Source organism: Pantoea nemavictus (assembly GCF_037479095.1).
GTDB classification, from domain to species: Bacteria; Pseudomonadota; Gammaproteobacteria; order Enterobacterales; family Enterobacteriaceae; genus Pantoea; species Pantoea nemavictus.
The window spans coordinates 1,700,581-1,713,190 of the sequence record NZ_JBBGZW010000001.1; the positions used below are offsets into that span (position 1 = coordinate 1,700,581).

Annotated in this window: 27 protein-coding genes; 1 reads left to right on the forward strand and 26 read right to left on the reverse strand. The window is 49.2% G+C overall.

The window, feature by feature from the left end:
• Positions 1 to 77 precede the first annotated feature (77 nt).
• Positions 78 to 491: a large-conductance mechanosensitive channel protein MscL gene (gene mscL, locus WH298_RS07685; RefSeq protein WP_007891693.1), complete on the forward strand. Its 414-nt coding sequence runs from the start codon at positions 78 to 80 to the stop codon at positions 489 to 491.
• Here the strand turns inward: mscL and WH298_RS07690 are convergent.
• From WH298_RS07690 to rpsS, 26 genes are all read right to left on the reverse strand, one after another.
• Complete coding sequence (locus WH298_RS07690) at positions 476 to 727, reverse strand: alternative ribosome-rescue factor A (protein WP_180822595.1); 252 nt, start codon at positions 725 to 727, stop codon at positions 476 to 478. The two genes, mscL and WH298_RS07690, sit on opposite strands and share 16 nt — an antisense overlap.
• 50 nt (positions 728 to 777) lie before the next feature.
• Positions 778 to 1,215, reverse strand: a complete 438-nt coding sequence (gene zntR / locus WH298_RS07695) for a Zn(2+)-responsive transcriptional regulator (RefSeq protein ID WP_007891691.1) — start codon at positions 1,213 to 1,215, stop codon at positions 778 to 780.
• A gap of 1 nt (position 1,216) precedes the next feature.
• Positions 1,217 to 1,588: a DnaJ family domain-containing protein gene (locus WH298_RS07700; RefSeq protein ID WP_180822596.1), complete on the reverse strand. Its 372-nt coding sequence runs from the start codon at positions 1,586 to 1,588 to the stop codon at positions 1,217 to 1,219.
• A 113-nt stretch (positions 1,589 to 1,701) separates the two neighbouring features.
• Positions 1,702 to 2,088, reverse strand: a complete 387-nt coding sequence (rplQ, locus tag WH298_RS07705; protein WP_007891689.1) for a 50S ribosomal protein L17 — start codon at positions 2,086 to 2,088, stop codon at positions 1,702 to 1,704.
• A gap of 40 nt (positions 2,089 to 2,128) precedes the next feature.
• A complete protein-coding gene (locus WH298_RS07710) occupies positions 2,129 to 3,118 on the reverse strand; it encodes a DNA-directed RNA polymerase subunit alpha (RefSeq protein ID WP_007891688.1) in 990 nt (329 codons plus the stop codon).
• Positions 3,119 to 3,143: 25 nt separating this feature from the next.
• Positions 3,144 to 3,764 (reverse strand): 30S ribosomal protein S4, encoded by a 621-nt coding sequence (rpsD, locus tag WH298_RS07715; protein WP_007891687.1) that lies wholly within the window; start codon positions 3,762 to 3,764, stop codon positions 3,144 to 3,146.
• 31 nt (positions 3,765 to 3,795) lie between these two features.
• Positions 3,796 to 4,185 carry a 30S ribosomal protein S11 gene (gene rpsK / locus WH298_RS07720; protein ID WP_004160563.1) on the reverse strand — a complete coding sequence of 130 codons (390 nt, stop codon included), beginning with the start codon at positions 4,183 to 4,185 and terminating at the stop codon, positions 3,796 to 3,798.
• Between the two features lie 16 nt (positions 4,186 to 4,201).
• Positions 4,202 to 4,558: a 30S ribosomal protein S13 gene (gene rpsM, locus WH298_RS07725; protein WP_034830736.1), complete on the reverse strand. Its 357-nt coding sequence runs from the start codon at positions 4,556 to 4,558 to the stop codon at positions 4,202 to 4,204.
• 146 nt (positions 4,559 to 4,704) lie between these two features.
• The gene (rpmJ, locus tag WH298_RS07730; RefSeq protein WP_004160566.1) at positions 4,705 to 4,821 is read right to left on the reverse strand and encodes a 50S ribosomal protein L36; all 117 of its coding nucleotides are present in this window, start codon (positions 4,819 to 4,821) and stop codon (positions 4,705 to 4,707) included.
• 32 nt (positions 4,822 to 4,853) lie between these two features.
• Positions 4,854 to 6,185, reverse strand: coding sequence for a preprotein translocase subunit SecY (gene secY / locus WH298_RS07735; protein ID WP_007891686.1), 1,332 nt, complete (start codon positions 6,183 to 6,185; stop codon positions 4,854 to 4,856).
• Positions 6,186 to 6,192: 7 nt separating this feature from the next.
• Entirely contained in the window at positions 6,193 to 6,627 is a 435-nt protein-coding gene (gene rplO, locus WH298_RS07740; protein WP_007891684.1) for a 50S ribosomal protein L15, read from the reverse strand.
• A gap of 3 nt (positions 6,628 to 6,630) precedes the next feature.
• Positions 6,631 to 6,810 (reverse strand): 50S ribosomal protein L30, encoded by a 180-nt coding sequence (gene rpmD, locus WH298_RS07745; protein WP_007891681.1) that lies wholly within the window; start codon positions 6,808 to 6,810, stop codon positions 6,631 to 6,633.
• Between the two features lie 5 nt (positions 6,811 to 6,815).
• The gene (rpsE, locus tag WH298_RS07750; protein WP_007891679.1) at positions 6,816 to 7,316 is read right to left on the reverse strand and encodes a 30S ribosomal protein S5; all 501 of its coding nucleotides are present in this window, start codon (positions 7,314 to 7,316) and stop codon (positions 6,816 to 6,818) included.
• Between the two features lie 14 nt (positions 7,317 to 7,330).
• The gene (gene rplR, locus WH298_RS07755; protein ID WP_007891678.1) at positions 7,331 to 7,684 is read right to left on the reverse strand and encodes a 50S ribosomal protein L18; all 354 of its coding nucleotides are present in this window, start codon (positions 7,682 to 7,684) and stop codon (positions 7,331 to 7,333) included.
• Between the two features lie 9 nt (positions 7,685 to 7,693).
• Positions 7,694 to 8,227 carry a 50S ribosomal protein L6 gene (rplF, locus tag WH298_RS07760; RefSeq protein WP_007891676.1) on the reverse strand — a complete coding sequence of 178 codons (534 nt, stop codon included), beginning with the start codon at positions 8,225 to 8,227 and terminating at the stop codon, positions 7,694 to 7,696.
• A gap of 12 nt (positions 8,228 to 8,239) precedes the next feature.
• Complete coding sequence (gene rpsH / locus WH298_RS07765) at positions 8,240 to 8,632, reverse strand: 30S ribosomal protein S8 (protein ID WP_007891668.1); 393 nt, start codon at positions 8,630 to 8,632, stop codon at positions 8,240 to 8,242.
• A 32-nt stretch (positions 8,633 to 8,664) separates the two neighbouring features.
• Entirely contained in the window at positions 8,665 to 8,970 is a 306-nt protein-coding gene (rpsN, locus tag WH298_RS07770; RefSeq protein ID WP_007891666.1) for a 30S ribosomal protein S14, read from the reverse strand.
• Positions 8,971 to 8,984: 14 nt separating this feature from the next.
• Positions 8,985 to 9,524 carry a 50S ribosomal protein L5 gene (rplE, locus tag WH298_RS07775; protein ID WP_007891665.1) on the reverse strand — a complete coding sequence of 180 codons (540 nt, stop codon included), beginning with the start codon at positions 9,522 to 9,524 and terminating at the stop codon, positions 8,985 to 8,987.
• Between the two features lie 14 nt (positions 9,525 to 9,538).
• Positions 9,539 to 9,853 (reverse strand): 50S ribosomal protein L24, encoded by a 315-nt coding sequence (rplX, locus tag WH298_RS07780; RefSeq protein ID WP_007891664.1) that lies wholly within the window; start codon positions 9,851 to 9,853, stop codon positions 9,539 to 9,541.
• 10 nt (positions 9,854 to 9,863) lie between these two features.
• Positions 9,864 to 10,235, reverse strand: coding sequence for a 50S ribosomal protein L14 (rplN, locus tag WH298_RS07785; protein ID WP_006120590.1), 372 nt, complete (start codon positions 10,233 to 10,235; stop codon positions 9,864 to 9,866).
• Between the two features lie 169 nt (positions 10,236 to 10,404).
• The gene (gene rpsQ / locus WH298_RS07790) at positions 10,405 to 10,659 is read right to left on the reverse strand and encodes a 30S ribosomal protein S17 (protein ID WP_007891663.1); all 255 of its coding nucleotides are present in this window, start codon (positions 10,657 to 10,659) and stop codon (positions 10,405 to 10,407) included.
• Positions 10,659 to 10,847, reverse strand: a complete 189-nt coding sequence (gene rpmC / locus WH298_RS07795) for a 50S ribosomal protein L29 (RefSeq protein WP_007891662.1) — start codon at positions 10,845 to 10,847, stop codon at positions 10,659 to 10,661. The genes rpsQ and rpmC overlap by 1 nt, the downstream gene beginning before the upstream one ends.
• Complete coding sequence (gene rplP, locus WH298_RS07800) at positions 10,847 to 11,257, reverse strand: 50S ribosomal protein L16 (RefSeq protein ID WP_002438716.1); 411 nt, start codon at positions 11,255 to 11,257, stop codon at positions 10,847 to 10,849. The genes rpmC and rplP overlap by 1 nt, the downstream gene beginning before the upstream one ends.
• 12 nt (positions 11,258 to 11,269) lie before the next feature.
• Positions 11,270 to 11,968 (reverse strand): 30S ribosomal protein S3, encoded by a 699-nt coding sequence (rpsC, locus tag WH298_RS07805; protein ID WP_007891660.1) that lies wholly within the window; start codon positions 11,966 to 11,968, stop codon positions 11,270 to 11,272.
• 17 nt (positions 11,969 to 11,985) lie between these two features.
• Positions 11,986 to 12,318, reverse strand: coding sequence for a 50S ribosomal protein L22 (gene rplV, locus WH298_RS07810; protein WP_007891659.1), 333 nt, complete (start codon positions 12,316 to 12,318; stop codon positions 11,986 to 11,988).
• 13 nt (positions 12,319 to 12,331) lie between these two features.
• Positions 12,332 to 12,610 (reverse strand): 30S ribosomal protein S19, encoded by a 279-nt coding sequence (rpsS, locus tag WH298_RS07815; protein WP_001138115.1) that lies wholly within the window; start codon positions 12,608 to 12,610, stop codon positions 12,332 to 12,334.

Consider the following 12,610-nt stretch of genomic DNA (forward strand, 5'->3'; position numbering starts at 1 on the left):
GCTTAATCCATTGTTATAATGGCAATTGCACAAAGGTTTGTTAGACTTTAGCCATTGGCCAAGGCAAGGAGATAACAATGAGTTTATTCAAAGAGTTTCGTGATTTTGCAATGCGTGGGAACGTGGTTGACCTGGCAGTCGGTGTCATCATCGGTGCTGCTTTTGGTAAGATTGTTTCTTCACTGGTCGCGAATATCATCATGCCACCACTTGGCTTGTTGATTGGCGGCGTTGATTTCAAGCAGTTTAAATGGATACTTAAACCAGCAGAAGGTGATATTCCTGCAGTGGTGATGGAGTACGGTAATTTTATTCAGACTGTTTTCGATTTCGTTATTGTTGCTTTCGCTATCTTCCTGGCAATTAAAGTAATGAATAAGCTGTACCAGAAAAAAGAAGTCGAAAAAGCAGCACCTAAACCAACGAATGAAGAGTTACTGCTGACTGAAATTCGTGACCTTTTAAAACAACAAAATCACGATAAATTATGATGAAAAAGCCGCCCGAATAAGGCGGCTTTTTTAACTTTAGAGCTGAAGGCCAGTGATAAACTTTTCTGCTTATCACTGGCCTCCCAGTTACGTCCTTTCGCATGTTTTTCTCTACGCTGATAGCTACCCTTACCTTTCTGATTCTTCTCAATACGCTGTCGAAACAGTGGATCATGCAGTAAGGCTTCGAGTGCATTATCGTTTATTTTACCTTTTTGATGCTGATAGCGGCTCATCTTGTCCTCCAGTTAGTTACGGCGCAACTATAGTCCTTACAGTGCAAAATTCAATCTTTGCTACAACAAATTTCAGGATGCGGCTCTTCACCTTTTTCTAGCGCCTCGAGAATTGAGCAGCAAGTGCTGCTATGTATATCACCGCAGCAGGTTTCGGCGAGACGATGCAATGAATGCTGGATGGTCTGTAGCTCAGCGATCATACCATTAACTTCATCCAGGCGTTTTGCCACGATCGCCTTTGATTCCTGACAGGTATGATGCTCAGGATCGATGCGGATCGACAATAGTCCGCGGATAGAATCTAAGCTGAAGCCCAATTGCCGTCCGTAACGAATAAAACGTAAGCGTTGTAAATCATCTTCGCTATAAAGACGAAAACCGCCCTCAGTACGTACCTCATGATTCATCATCTGCTGTTTTTCATAAAAGCGGATGGTATCAGGCGTAACATCCGCCATCTTTGCGAGCTTGCCTATCTTGTACATACTATTTTTCCTGCTGCAAACGCTGATGAATGACGTCGCTGTAATCGCCACGTAAAAAGTCGGTGCTAATTCCAGCCTGTTGCAGTTTTAACTGCAGCAACGCTAAACGTTTCGAGAACTCGCGCGCTTTTTCATCATTTGGATCTAACTCTTGCAACAAATCATTGAGTGCTAATGCTTCGCGGCGCATCTCCAGTTCTGGGGGCAAATAGCCGGCGTTTTTTAACAGACGATAAGCAGTGCGCAGTTCGACCGGTACTCCGCTATCGTCTTCGATGTGTAAAGGTGCACCTTCACCAGGTAGGTTACTCAGTTCACCTTTTTCTTGAGCCTCACGGATATGCTGCTCAACAAGTTGATCAATTAGCCACATCAAGGAGCTCCTGACAAATGTATCTGCCATCAGCATAGCGAAAGGGGAGGAAATGGGAAGGAATTACGGACAATAAAAAACCCGCCGAAGCGGGTTTTCTACGATACTACAAATTACTCTGCAGTAACTTCTGCTTGAGCTTCTGGACGATCAACCAGCTCGATGTAAGCCATCGGAGCGTTGTCACCAGCACGGAAGCCACACTTCAAAATGCGAGTGTAACCACCGGCACGGCTCGCGAAACGCGGGCCCAGCTCGTTAAACAGTTTTGCCACGATCTCGTTGTCACGAGTGCGGGCGAATGCCAGACGACGATTAGCTACGCTGTCGGTCTTGGCAAGAGTAATCAGCGGCTCAACTACGCGGCGCAGCTCTTTGGCTTTCGGCAGAGTCGTCTTAATGATCTCATGACGAACCAGAGAACCAGCCATGTTGCGGAACATAGCCTGACGATGGCTGCTGTTGCGGTTCAGTTGACGACCACTCTTACGATGGCGCATGACCTTATCCTTCTCAGTGAAACCTTAACCTGTGATCGGGTTATTCATCAGCAATGCTTGCTGGTGGCCAGTTTTCCAGGCGCATGCCCAGAGACAAACCACGTGAAGCAAGCACATCTTTAATCTCGGTAAGAGATTTTTTACCCAGGTTAGGCGTTTTAAGCAGCTCAACCTCGGTACGCTGTACCAGATCACCGATGTAGTGGATAGCTTCTGCCTTAAGGCAGTTAGCAGAGCGGACAGTCAATTCCAGATCGTCAACAGGGCGCAGCAGGATCGGATCGAATTCTGGTTTCTCTTCTTTCACTTCCGGCTGACGTACATCACGTAAGTCAACGAAAGCTTCCAGTTGTTCTGCCAGGATGGTTGCCGCACGACGAATCGCCTCTTCAGGATCGATTGTGCCGTTGGTTTCCATTTCGATGACCAGCTTGTCCAGGTCGGTACGCTGTTCTACACGCGCTGCTTCAACATTGTAGGCGATACGGTCTACAGGGCTGTAGCAAGCGTCAACCAACAGACGGCCGATTGGGCGCTCATCTTCTTCCGAATGAATTCGGGCAGAAGCCGGCACATAACCACGACCACGTTGAACTTTGATACGCATGCTAATAGATGCGTTTTCATCGGTCAGGTGGCAGATCACATGCTGCGGCTTGACGATTTCAACATCACCGTCGTGGGTGATGTCGGCTGCAGTCACAGGGCCAATGCCAGATTTATTCAGAGTAAGGATGACTTCATCTTTACCTTGAACTCTTACCGCCAACCCTTTCAGGTTAAGCAGGATTTCCAGGATATCTTCCTGTACGCCCTCTTTGGTGGAGTACTCATGAAGCACACCATCAATCTCAACCTCGGTCACCGCGCAACCCGGCATGGAAGAAAGCAGAATACGGCGCAGTGCGTTACCAAGAGTATGGCCAAAGCCACGCTCTAACGGCTCAAGGGTCACCTTGGCGTGCGTCGAACTCACTTGCTCGATATCTACCAGGCGCGGTTTTAGAAACTCTGTCACAGAACCCTGCATTGTGTCCTCTCTTTGGTACTAAGCTTTACTTGGAGTAAAGCTCGACGATCAGGTGTTCGTTAATGTCCGCAGACAGATCGGTACGCTCAGGAATACGCTTGAACACACCTTCCATCTTAGTAGCATCAACTTCCAGCCAGGTTGGCTTTTCACGCTGCTCAGCCAGCTCCAGAGCGGCCTTCACGCGAGATTGCTGTTTGGCTTTCTCACGGATGCTTACGACATCATTCGGAGATACCTGATAAGAAGCGATGTTAACAACGCGACCGTTCACCAGGATAGATTTATGGCTAACCAACTGGCGTGCTTCTGCACGAGTTGCACCAAAGCCCATACGGTAAACAACGTTATCCAGACGACCTTCCAGCAGAGCCAGCAGGTTTTCACCTGTGTTGCCTTTCAGACGTGCTGCTTCTTTATAGTAGTTACGGAACTGACGCTCCAGCACGCCGTACATACGACGAACTTTCTGCTTTTCACGCAACTGGCCGCCGTAGTCAGACAGACGCGGTTTGCGCGCACCATGCTGACCAGGTGGTTGTTCAATTTTGCACTTGGTATCGATCGCGCGAACGCCAGACTTAAGGAATAAGTCGGTACCCTCACGACGGCTCAGCTTGAGCTTAGGACCCAAATATCTTGCCATTTTCTTTCTCCAACTAACCTAAAAACGGGCGTTAAACGCGACGTTTTTTCGGCGGACGACAACCGTTGTGAGGGATTGGAGTCACATCAGTAATATTAGTGATGCGGAAACCAGCAGCGTTCAGAGCACGAATTGTTGATTCGCGACCTGGACCTGGACCCTTAACCATAACTTCCAGATTCTTAATACCGTAATCTTTCACTGCTTCTGCACAGCGCTCTGCAGCTACCTGAGCAGCAAACGGAGTAGATTTACGTGAACCGCGGAAACCGGAACCACCGGCGGTTGCCCAACCCAGTGCGTTACCCTGACGATCAGTAATGGTAACGATGGTGTTGTTAAAAGATGCATGGACATGAGCCACGCCATCTGAGACTTGTTTTCTTACACGCTTACGTGCACGAACTGGTGCCTTTGCCATTATTTACTCACCCCGATTATTTCTTGATCGGTTTACGCGGACCCTTACGGGTACGTGCATTGGTCTTAGTACGCTGACCGCGAACTGGCAGACCACGACGATGGCGTAAACCACGATAGCAACCAAGGTCCATCAGACGCTTGATGCTCAGGGTGATTTCACGGCGCAGATCACCTTCAACAACGAATTTACCAACTGCTTCACGCAGCTGTTCAATTTGTTCTTCAGACAGCTCTCTGATCTTAACATTTTCAGCAATACCCGTTGAAGCGCAGATGGCTTTAGAACGAGTTTTACCGATACCGAAAATCGAAGTTAATGCGATAACGGTATGTTTTTGATCAGGAATGTTAATGCCTGCTATACGGGCCACTATGCACTCCTATAATTAAACAAATGCGTCCCATGCTGAAAAGCCCGTTTTCAGGATACTCAAATGGTAACGCATCGACATACAAAAGATTGGCTGGCTAATCTAGCCAGCTCAACCCGACTTTGCAAGAAAAATATGTGACAATATCAGCCTTGGCGCTGTTTATGCTTTGGCTCGGCGCTGCAGATCACACGCACGACACCGTCGCGACGAATGATTTTGCAGTTACGACATAATTTCTTGACGGAAGCACGAACTTTCATTTTTACTCTCCGTAACTTCTCAAGCACCCAAATTAACGGCCGTAGCCCTTCAGGTTTGCTTTCTTCAATGCAGACTCGTACTGACTCGACATCATCAGAGTTTGCACTTGAGCCATAAAGTCCATGATGACGACCACTACGATGAGCAGCGATGTACCGCCAAAGTAGAATGGAACTTTCATAGCATCACGCATGAACTCCGGGATCAGGCAGATAAAAGTAATATACAGTGCGCCGATTAAGGTCAGACGTGTCATTACTTTATCGATGTACTTCGCCGTTTGCTCTCCCGGACGAATTCCCGGTACGAATGCACCAGACTTCTTCAGGTTATCTGCTGTTTCACGTGGGTTGAATACCAACGCCGTGTAGAAGAAACAGAAGAAGATGATTGCAGTCGCATAGAGTAGCACATAAAGCGGCTGTCCTGGTTGCAAATACAGCGAAATTGTTGTCAGCCAGTTCCAACCGGTTCCGCCCCCGAACCATGATGCTATGGTCGCTGGGAACAGAATAATGCTGGAAGCAAAAATAGCTGGGATTACGCCCGCCATGTTCACTTTCAACGGTAAATGTGTGCTCTGTGCAGCATATACACGACGACCTTGCTGACGTTTGGCGTAGTTGACCACGATGCGGCGCTGGCCACGCTCAACGAAAATAACAAAGAACGTCACTGCAAATACTAGAACTGCAACCAACAGCAACAGAAGGAAGTGCAGGTCACCTTGCCGCGCTTGCTCAATGGTATGGCCAATGGCCGGCGGGAGACCCGCAACGATACCAGCGAAGATAATGATCGAGATACCGTTACCGATACCTCGTTCAGTAATCTGTTCGCCCAGCCACATCAGGAACATTGTCCCGGTAACCAGACTTACAACAGCGGTAAAGTAGAATGCAAAGCCTGGATTCATAACCAGTCCCTGCATTCCAGGCATATTCGGTAAACCGGTAGCTATACCGATCGACTGGAATACAGCCAGAACCAGTGTGCCGTAGCGAGTGTACTGGCTAATCTTACGACGACCAGCTTCACCCTCTTTCTTAATCTCAGCTAACGCTGGATGAACCACCGTCAGCAGCTGGATAATAATAGATGCCGAAATGTACGGCATAATTCCCAGCGCGAAGATTGAGGCACGACTGAGAGCACCACCAGAGAACATGTTAAACATTTCAATGATGGTGCCACGCTGTTGCTCAAGCAGTTTGGCAAGTACAGTGGCATCGATACCGGGGATTGGAATAAAAGAGCCAATGCGGAAGACAATGAGTGCACCGATTACAAACAACAGTCTGCGCTTCAGTTCACCAAAGCCACCTTTGGCACTTTGAAAATCTAATCCCGGTTGCTTTGCCATCTGCTACTTATTCCTCGATTTTACCGCCAGCAGCTTCGATTGCAGCACGAGCACCTTTGGTGACACGCAGACCGCGAACCGTTACCGGTGCAGAAACTTCACCAGAAAGAATCACTTTCGCGAATTCAATCTGAACACCGATAATATTGGCCGCTTTCAGCGTATTCAGGTCAACAATACCGCCTTCAACTTTCGCCAGATCAGACAGACGAACTTCTGTAGTGATCATTGCTTTGCGAGAGGTGAAACCGAATTTCGGCAGACGACGATACAGAGGCATCTGACCACCCTCGAAACCGCGACGTACGCCACCGCCAGAACGAGAGTTCTGACCTTTGTGACCACGACCACCAGTTTTACCGAGGCCAGAACCGATACCACGACCCAGACGCTTAGAAGCGTGTTTAGACCCTTCGGCCGGAGACAGAGTGTTTAAACGCATCTCTTACTCCTCCACTTTCAGCATGTAGGAAATCGCGTTAATCATACCGCGTACTGCTGGCGTATCTTCACGCTCAACGGTGTGATTGATGCGACGCAGACCCAAGCCAACCAGAGTCGCTTTATGCTTAGGCAAGCGGCCGATTGAACTACGAGTTTGTGTAATTTTAATTGTCTTAGCCATCGTGATTACCCCAGAATTTCTTCAACGGATTTACCACGCTTGGCAGCGACCATTTCCGGAGAATTCATATTGCCCAGGCCATCGATAGTTGCACGAACCACGTTAATCGGGTTAGTAGAACCATACGCTTTAGCCAGAACGTTATGTACTCCAGCGACTTCTAAAACGGCGCGCATTGCACCGCCGGCAATGATACCGGTACCTTCAGAAGCCGGCTGCATGAACACACGAGAACCTGTGTGCGCACCTTTAACAGGGTGCTGCAGGGTGCCGTGAGTCAGCGCGACGTTAATCATATTGCGACGGGCTTTCTCCATCGCTTTCTGGATCGCTGCTGGAACTTCACGCGCTTTACCGTAACCAAAACCAACGCGGCCATTACCATCACCCACTACAGTCAGTGCGGTGAAGGAGAAAATACGACCACCTTTTACAGTTTTAGATACACGGTTTACCGCGATCAGTTTTTCCTGCAGTTCGCCAGCTTGTTTCTCGATGTTTGACATCTTAGACCTCTACCTTAGAACTGAAGGCCAGCTTCACGGGCAGCATCTGCCAGTGCCTGGACACGACCATGATATTGGAACCCGGAACGGTCGAAAGAGACATTTTTGATGCCTTTCTCAACAGCGCGCTCAGCCAGAGCTTTACCTACAGCTGCAGCGGCGTCTTTGTTACCGGTATACTTCAGTTGTTCGGCAATAGCTTTTTCTACAGTAGAAGCAGCAACCAGAACTTCGGAACCGTTCGGGGCGATCACCTGTGCGTAGATATGACGCGGGGTACGATGTACCACCAGGCGAGTAGCACCCAGCTCTTTGAGCTTGCGACGTGCACGGGTCGCACGACGGATACGAGCAGATTTCTTATCCATAGTGTTACCTTACTTCTTCTTAGCCTCTTTGGTACGCACGACTTCGTCGGCGTAACGAACACCCTTGCCTTTATAAGGCTCAGGACGACGGTAGGCGCGCAGATCAGCTGCAACCTGACCAATCAGCTGTTTATCAGCGCCTTTCAGCACGATCTCAGTCTGAGTTGGACATTCAGCAGTGATGCCGGCCGGCAGTGCATGGTCAACAGGGTGAGAGAAGCCCAGGGCCAAGCTCACAGAGTTGCCTTTAACAGCTGCACGATAACCAACACCAACCAGTTGCAGCTTCTTGGTGAAGCCTTCGGTAACACCGATAACCATGCCGTTCAGCAGCGCACGAGCAGTACCTGCTTGTGCCCAACCATCCGCATAACCTTCGCGCGGGGCGAAAGTCAGGGCGTTGTCTGCATGCTTAACTTCTACAGCACTGTTGATAGTACGAGTCAGCTCGCCGTTTTTGCCTTTAATCGAAACTTCCTGACCGTTGAGTTTTACCTCTACGCCCGCAGGAACAACGACAGGTGCTTTTGCAACACGAGACATTTTATCCTCCGATTACGCTACGTAGCAGATAATTTCGCCACCAAGACCAGCTTGGCGCGCTGCACGATCAGTCATGACACCTTTAGAGGTAGAGATTACAGCGATGCCCAGACCAGCCATTACTTTTGGCAGCTCATCTTTTTTCTTATAGATGCGCAGACCTGGACGGCTAACACGCTGAATGCTCTCTACCACAGCCTTGCCCTGGAAATACTTAAGTGTTACTTCCAGTTCAGACTTGATGTCGCCTTCGATTTTAAAATCTTCAATATAGCCTTCTTCCTTCAGCACGTTGGCAATTGCCACTTTCAGCTTGGAGGAAGGCATAGAGACCGCAACTTTGTTCGCGGCCTGACCGTTACGGATACGGGTCAGCATATCCGCGATCGGATCTTGCATGCTCATCTGTGTTACTCCCGTGATTCAAATGGTGACAATTACCAGCTAGCCTTTTTAAGACCCGGGATTTCACCGCGCATTGCGGCTTCACGGACCTTGATACGGCTCAACCCAAACTTCCGCAGGAAACCGTGCGGACGACCTGTCTGACGGCAGCGGTTACGCTGACGTGAAGGGCTGGAATCACGCGGCAGACTCTGCAGCTTGAGAACGGCATCCCAACGGTCTTCGTCGGAAGCGTTCACATCAGAAATGATCGCTTTCAGTTCAACACGTTTAGCGAAGAACTTGTCTGCTAATTTCACACGCTTAACTTCGCGTGCTTTCATAGATTGCTTAGCCATTAAGTAACCCTGCCTTACTTGCGGAACGGGAATTCAAAGGCAGCCAGCAGAGCACGGCCTTCATCATCAGATTTCGCAGTAGTGGTAATGGTGATATCCAAACCACGAACGCGATCGACTTTGTCATAATCGATTTCTGGGAAGATGATCTGCTCACGAACGCCCATGCTGTAGTTACCACGACCGTCGAAAGACTTCGCAGATAAACCACGGAAGTCACGGATACGAGGTACAGCAATAGTGATCAGACGCTCAAAGAACTCCCACATGCGCTCGCCGCGCAGAGTTACTTTACAGCCGATCGGATAGCCCTGACGGATTTTGAAGCCTGCAACTGATTTGCGTGCTTTGGTGATCAGCGGTTTTTGACCGGAGATTGCTGCCAGGTCAGCTGCTGCGTTATCCAGCAGTTTCTTGTCAGCGATCGCTTCACCAACACCCATGTTCAGGGTGATCTTCTCGACCCGAGGGACTTGCATGACAGAATTGTAGCCGAACTCTGTCATGAGTTTCTGGACTACTTCGTCTTTGTAGTAATCATGCAGTTTCGCCATCGTACTACTCCAAATTACTTGATAGTTTCGCTATTAGACTTGAAGAAACGGACTTTTTTGCCGTCTTCGAATCTAAAGCCTACACGGTCAGCCTTGCCGGTTGCCGCATTGAAGAGTGCAACGTTGGAAGCCTGAATAGCTGCTTCTTTTTCAACGATGCCACCTGGTTGGTTCAGGGCCGGGACCGGCTTCTGATGTTTCTTAACCAGGTTGATACCTTCAACGATGACCTTACCAGAAGTCAGGACATTCTTTACTTTACCGCGTTTACCTTTGTCTTTGCCGGTAAGCACGATAACTTCGTCGTTACGACGGATTTTCGCTGCCATTGCTCGCTCCTTAGAGTACTTCTGGTGCCAGAGAGATAATTTTCATGAACTTTTCAGTACGAAGTTCACGAGTTACCGGCCCAAAAATACGCGTACCGATAGGTTGCTCGCTGTTATTGTTTAAAATAACGCATGCATTACCATCGAAGCGAATGACAGAACCGTCCGGGCGACGAACACCCTTCCTGGTGCGCACCACTACCGCTTTCAGGACATCACCTTTTTTCACCTTGCCACGAGGAATTGCTTCCTTGATGGTCACTTTGATGATATCGCCGACGCCTGCGTAGCGACGGTGCGAGCCACCCAGAACCTTGATACACATTACGCGACGTGCACCGGAGTTGTCGGCGACGTTCAGCATAGTCTGTTCTTGGATCATTTTAGTGCTCCGCTAATGTCAACTACTACTTCGGGACCCAAACCTCAGGTCGTTAAAAAGCCCCATAATTGAGGGCGCGGCATTATAACACCGGTTCTCGCACATGGGTAGAAAAAATGAACGGCTCAGACGAGCCGTTCATTTTATTTTTTAGAGGAAGCGGATTCTATTACAGAACCGCTTTCTCTACAACGCGAACCAACGTCCAAGACTTAGTCTTAGACAGCGGACGAGTTTCGCGGATTTCAACCACGTCACCAATACCGCATTCGTTGTTCTCGTCATGGATGTGCAGCTTAGTCGTACGCTTGATGAATTTACCGTAGATCGGGTGTTTCACGACACGTTCGATAGCAACAACTGCAGATTTCTGCATTTTGTCACTAATAACACGACCCTGCAGAGTACGGATTTTATCGGTCATTACGCCGCCTTCTCAGTCAGTAAAGTCTTAACACGTGCAACATTACGGCGCACTTCTTTCAGCAGATGGGTTTGCTGAAGTTGGCCGGATGCTGCTTGCATGCGCAGGTTAAACTGCTCACGCAGCAGGTTAAGTAGCTCAGTGTTCAGCTCTTCAACGCTTTTTTCACGCAGCTCATTTGCTTTCATTACATCACCGTCTTAGTAACAAAGGTGGTTTTGATAGGCAGTTTTGCTGCTGCCAGCTTGAAGGCTTCACGGGCCAGCTCTTCCGGAACGCCGTCCATTTCATACAGGACTTTACCCGGTTGAATGAGGGCAACCCAATACTCCACGTTACCCTTACCTTTACCCATACGCACTTCCAGCGGCTTCTCGGTAATTGGTTTGTCCGGGAATACACGGATCCAAATTTTACCTTGACGCTTAACTGCACGGGTCATAGCACGACGTGCTGCTTCGATCTGACGAGCAGTCAGACGACCACGGCCAACAGCTTTCAGACCGAAAGTACCGAAGCTGACATCCGTACCTTGCGCCAGACCACGGTTGCGGCCTTTGTGCACTTTACGGAATTTCGTACGCTTTGGTTGTAACATCAGCGACTCTCCTTACTTACGGCCTTTACGCTGCTGCTTTTTAGGTTGAGCAGCCGGTTCCGGTTGTTCAACAGCAGCCATACCACCCAGGATCTCGCCTTTGAAGATCCATACCTTAACGCCGATTACACCATAAGTGGTGTGCGCTTCAGAGGTGTTGTAGTCAATGTCTGCACGCAGTGTGTGCAACGGTACGCGACCTTCACGGTACCATTCGGTACGTGCGATCTCGGCTCCGCCCAAACGGCCGCTGACTTCAACTTTAATACCCTTCGCGCCCAGACGCATTGCGTTCTGTACAGCACGCTTCATAGCACGACGGAACATCACACGACGCTCCAGCTGTGAAGTGATGCTATCAGCAACCAATTTAGCGTCCAGTTCCGGCTTACGGACTTCGGCGATGTTGATCTGTGCAGGAACGCCAGCGATTTTCGCGACGACCGTACGCAGTTTTTCTACGTCTTCACCTTTCTTACCGATAACGATACCCGGGCGAGCAGTGTGAATAGTCACACGGATGCTCTTAGCCGGACGCTCGATAACGATACGAGATACAGACGCTTTAGACAGTTCCTTAGTCAGGAACTGACGGACTTTAAAATCGCTGTCCAGGTTGTCAGCGAATTCTTTGGTGTTCGCAAACCAGGTAGAGTTCCATGGTTTTACAATACCCAGGCGAATACCATTAGGATGTACTTTCTGACCCATTGCTAGTCTCCAGAGTCTCAGCGATCGGACACAACCACAGTAATGTGGCTGGTGCGCTTCAGGATGCGATCTGCACGACCTTTCGCACGCGGCATAATGCGCTTCATGCTTGGGCCTTCGTCTACGAAGATTTTCGCGACTTTCAGATCGTCGATATCAGCGCCATCGTTGTGTTCGGCGTTCGCAATGGCAGATTCCAGGACTTTCTTAACCAACACAGCAGCTTTCTTGTTGGTGTAGGTCAGAATATCCAGAGCCTGCGACACTTTCTTACCGCGAATCAGGTCTGCCACCAGGCGAACCTTCTGAGCAGAAGAACGAGCATGGCGATGTTGAGCAATAGTTTCCATCTCTTCCTCCTACTTATTTCTTCTTGGCTTTCTTATCTGCAGCATGGCCGCGATAAGTACGTGTCGGTGCAAATTCACCCAGTTTGTGGCCGACCATTTCGTCGGAAACAAAGACAGGAACGTGCTGACGACCATTATGGACAGCGATGGTCAAACCGATCATGTTAGGGAAGATCGTTGAACGACGGGACCAAGTGCGCAGGGGCTTCTTGTCACCGCTTTCCACCGCTTTCTCTACCTTCTTCAGCAAGTGCAGGTCAATAAAAGGACCTTTCTTGAGAGAACGTGGCAT

Bases quoted from the DNA above. Each gene is read 5' to 3' on its own strand.
- mscL (WP_007891693.1), top strand. From the start codon at position 78: ATGAGTTTATTCAAAGAGTTTCGTGATTTTGCAATGCGTGGGAACGTG.
- WH298_RS07690 (WP_180822595.1), bottom strand. From the start codon at position 727: ATGAGCCGCTATCAGCATCAAAAAGGTAAAATAAACGATAATGCACTC.
- zntR (WP_007891691.1), bottom strand. From the start codon at position 1,215: ATGTACAAGATAGGCAAGCTCGCAAAGATGGCGGATGTTACGCCTGAT.
- WH298_RS07700 (WP_180822596.1), bottom strand. From the start codon at position 1,588: ATGTGGCTAATTGATCAACTTGTTGAGCAGCATATCCGTGAGGCTCAA.
- rplQ (WP_007891689.1), bottom strand. From the start codon at position 2,088: ATGCGCCATCGTAAGAGTGGTCGTCAACTGAACCGCAACAGCAGCCAT.
- WH298_RS07710 (WP_007891688.1), bottom strand. From the start codon at position 3,118: ATGCAGGGTTCTGTGACAGAGTTTCTAAAACCGCGCCTGGTAGATATC.
- rpsD (WP_007891687.1), bottom strand. From the start codon at position 3,764: ATGGCAAGATATTTGGGTCCTAAGCTCAAGCTGAGCCGTCGTGAGGGT.
- rpsK (WP_004160563.1), bottom strand. From the start codon at position 4,185: ATGGCAAAGGCACCAGTTCGTGCACGTAAGCGTGTAAGAAAACAAGTC.
- rpmJ (WP_004160566.1), bottom strand. From the start codon at position 4,821: ATGAAAGTTCGTGCTTCCGTCAAGAAATTATGTCGTAACTGCAAAATC.
- secY (WP_007891686.1), bottom strand. From the start codon at position 6,185: ATGGCAAAGCAACCGGGATTAGATTTTCAAAGTGCCAAAGGTGGCTTT.
- rplO (WP_007891684.1), bottom strand. From the start codon at position 6,627: ATGCGTTTAAACACTCTGTCTCCGGCCGAAGGGTCTAAACACGCTTCT.
- rpmD (WP_007891681.1), bottom strand. From the start codon at position 6,810: ATGGCTAAGACAATTAAAATTACACAAACTCGTAGTTCAATCGGCCGC.
- rpsE (WP_007891679.1), bottom strand. From the start codon at position 7,316: ATGTCAAACATCGAGAAACAAGCTGGCGAACTGCAGGAAAAACTGATC.
- rplR (WP_007891678.1), bottom strand. From the start codon at position 7,684: ATGGATAAGAAATCTGCTCGTATCCGTCGTGCGACCCGTGCACGTCGC.
- rplF (WP_007891676.1), bottom strand. From the start codon at position 8,227: ATGTCTCGTGTTGCAAAAGCACCTGTCGTTGTTCCTGCGGGCGTAGAG.
- rpsH (WP_007891668.1), bottom strand. From the start codon at position 8,632: ATGAGCATGCAAGATCCGATCGCGGATATGCTGACCCGTATCCGTAAC.
- rpsN (WP_007891666.1), bottom strand. From the start codon at position 8,970: ATGGCTAAGCAATCTATGAAAGCACGCGAAGTTAAGCGTGTGAAATTA.
- rplE (WP_007891665.1), bottom strand. From the start codon at position 9,524: ATGGCGAAACTGCATGATTACTACAAAGACGAAGTAGTCCAGAAACTC.
- rplX (WP_007891664.1), bottom strand. From the start codon at position 9,853: ATGGCAGCGAAAATCCGTCGTAACGACGAAGTTATCGTGCTTACCGGC.
- rplN (WP_006120590.1), bottom strand. From the start codon at position 10,235: ATGATCCAAGAACAGACTATGCTGAACGTCGCCGACAACTCCGGTGCA.
- rpsQ (WP_007891663.1), bottom strand. From the start codon at position 10,659: ATGACCGATAAAATCCGTACTCTGCAGGGTCGTGTTATTAGTGACAAA.
- rpmC (WP_007891662.1), bottom strand. From the start codon at position 10,847: ATGAAAGCAAATGAGCTGCGTGAAAAAAGCGTTGAAGAGCTGAACACT.
- rplP (WP_002438716.1), bottom strand. From the start codon at position 11,257: ATGTTACAACCAAAGCGTACGAAATTCCGTAAAGTGCACAAAGGCCGC.
- rpsC (WP_007891660.1), bottom strand. From the start codon at position 11,968: ATGGGTCAGAAAGTACATCCTAATGGTATTCGCCTGGGTATTGTAAAA.
- rplV (WP_007891659.1), bottom strand. From the start codon at position 12,318: ATGGAAACTATTGCTCAACATCGCCATGCTCGTTCTTCTGCTCAGAAG.
- rpsS (WP_001138115.1), bottom strand. From the start codon at position 12,610: ATGCCACGTTCTCTCAAGAAAGGTCCTTTTATTGACCTGCACTTGCTG.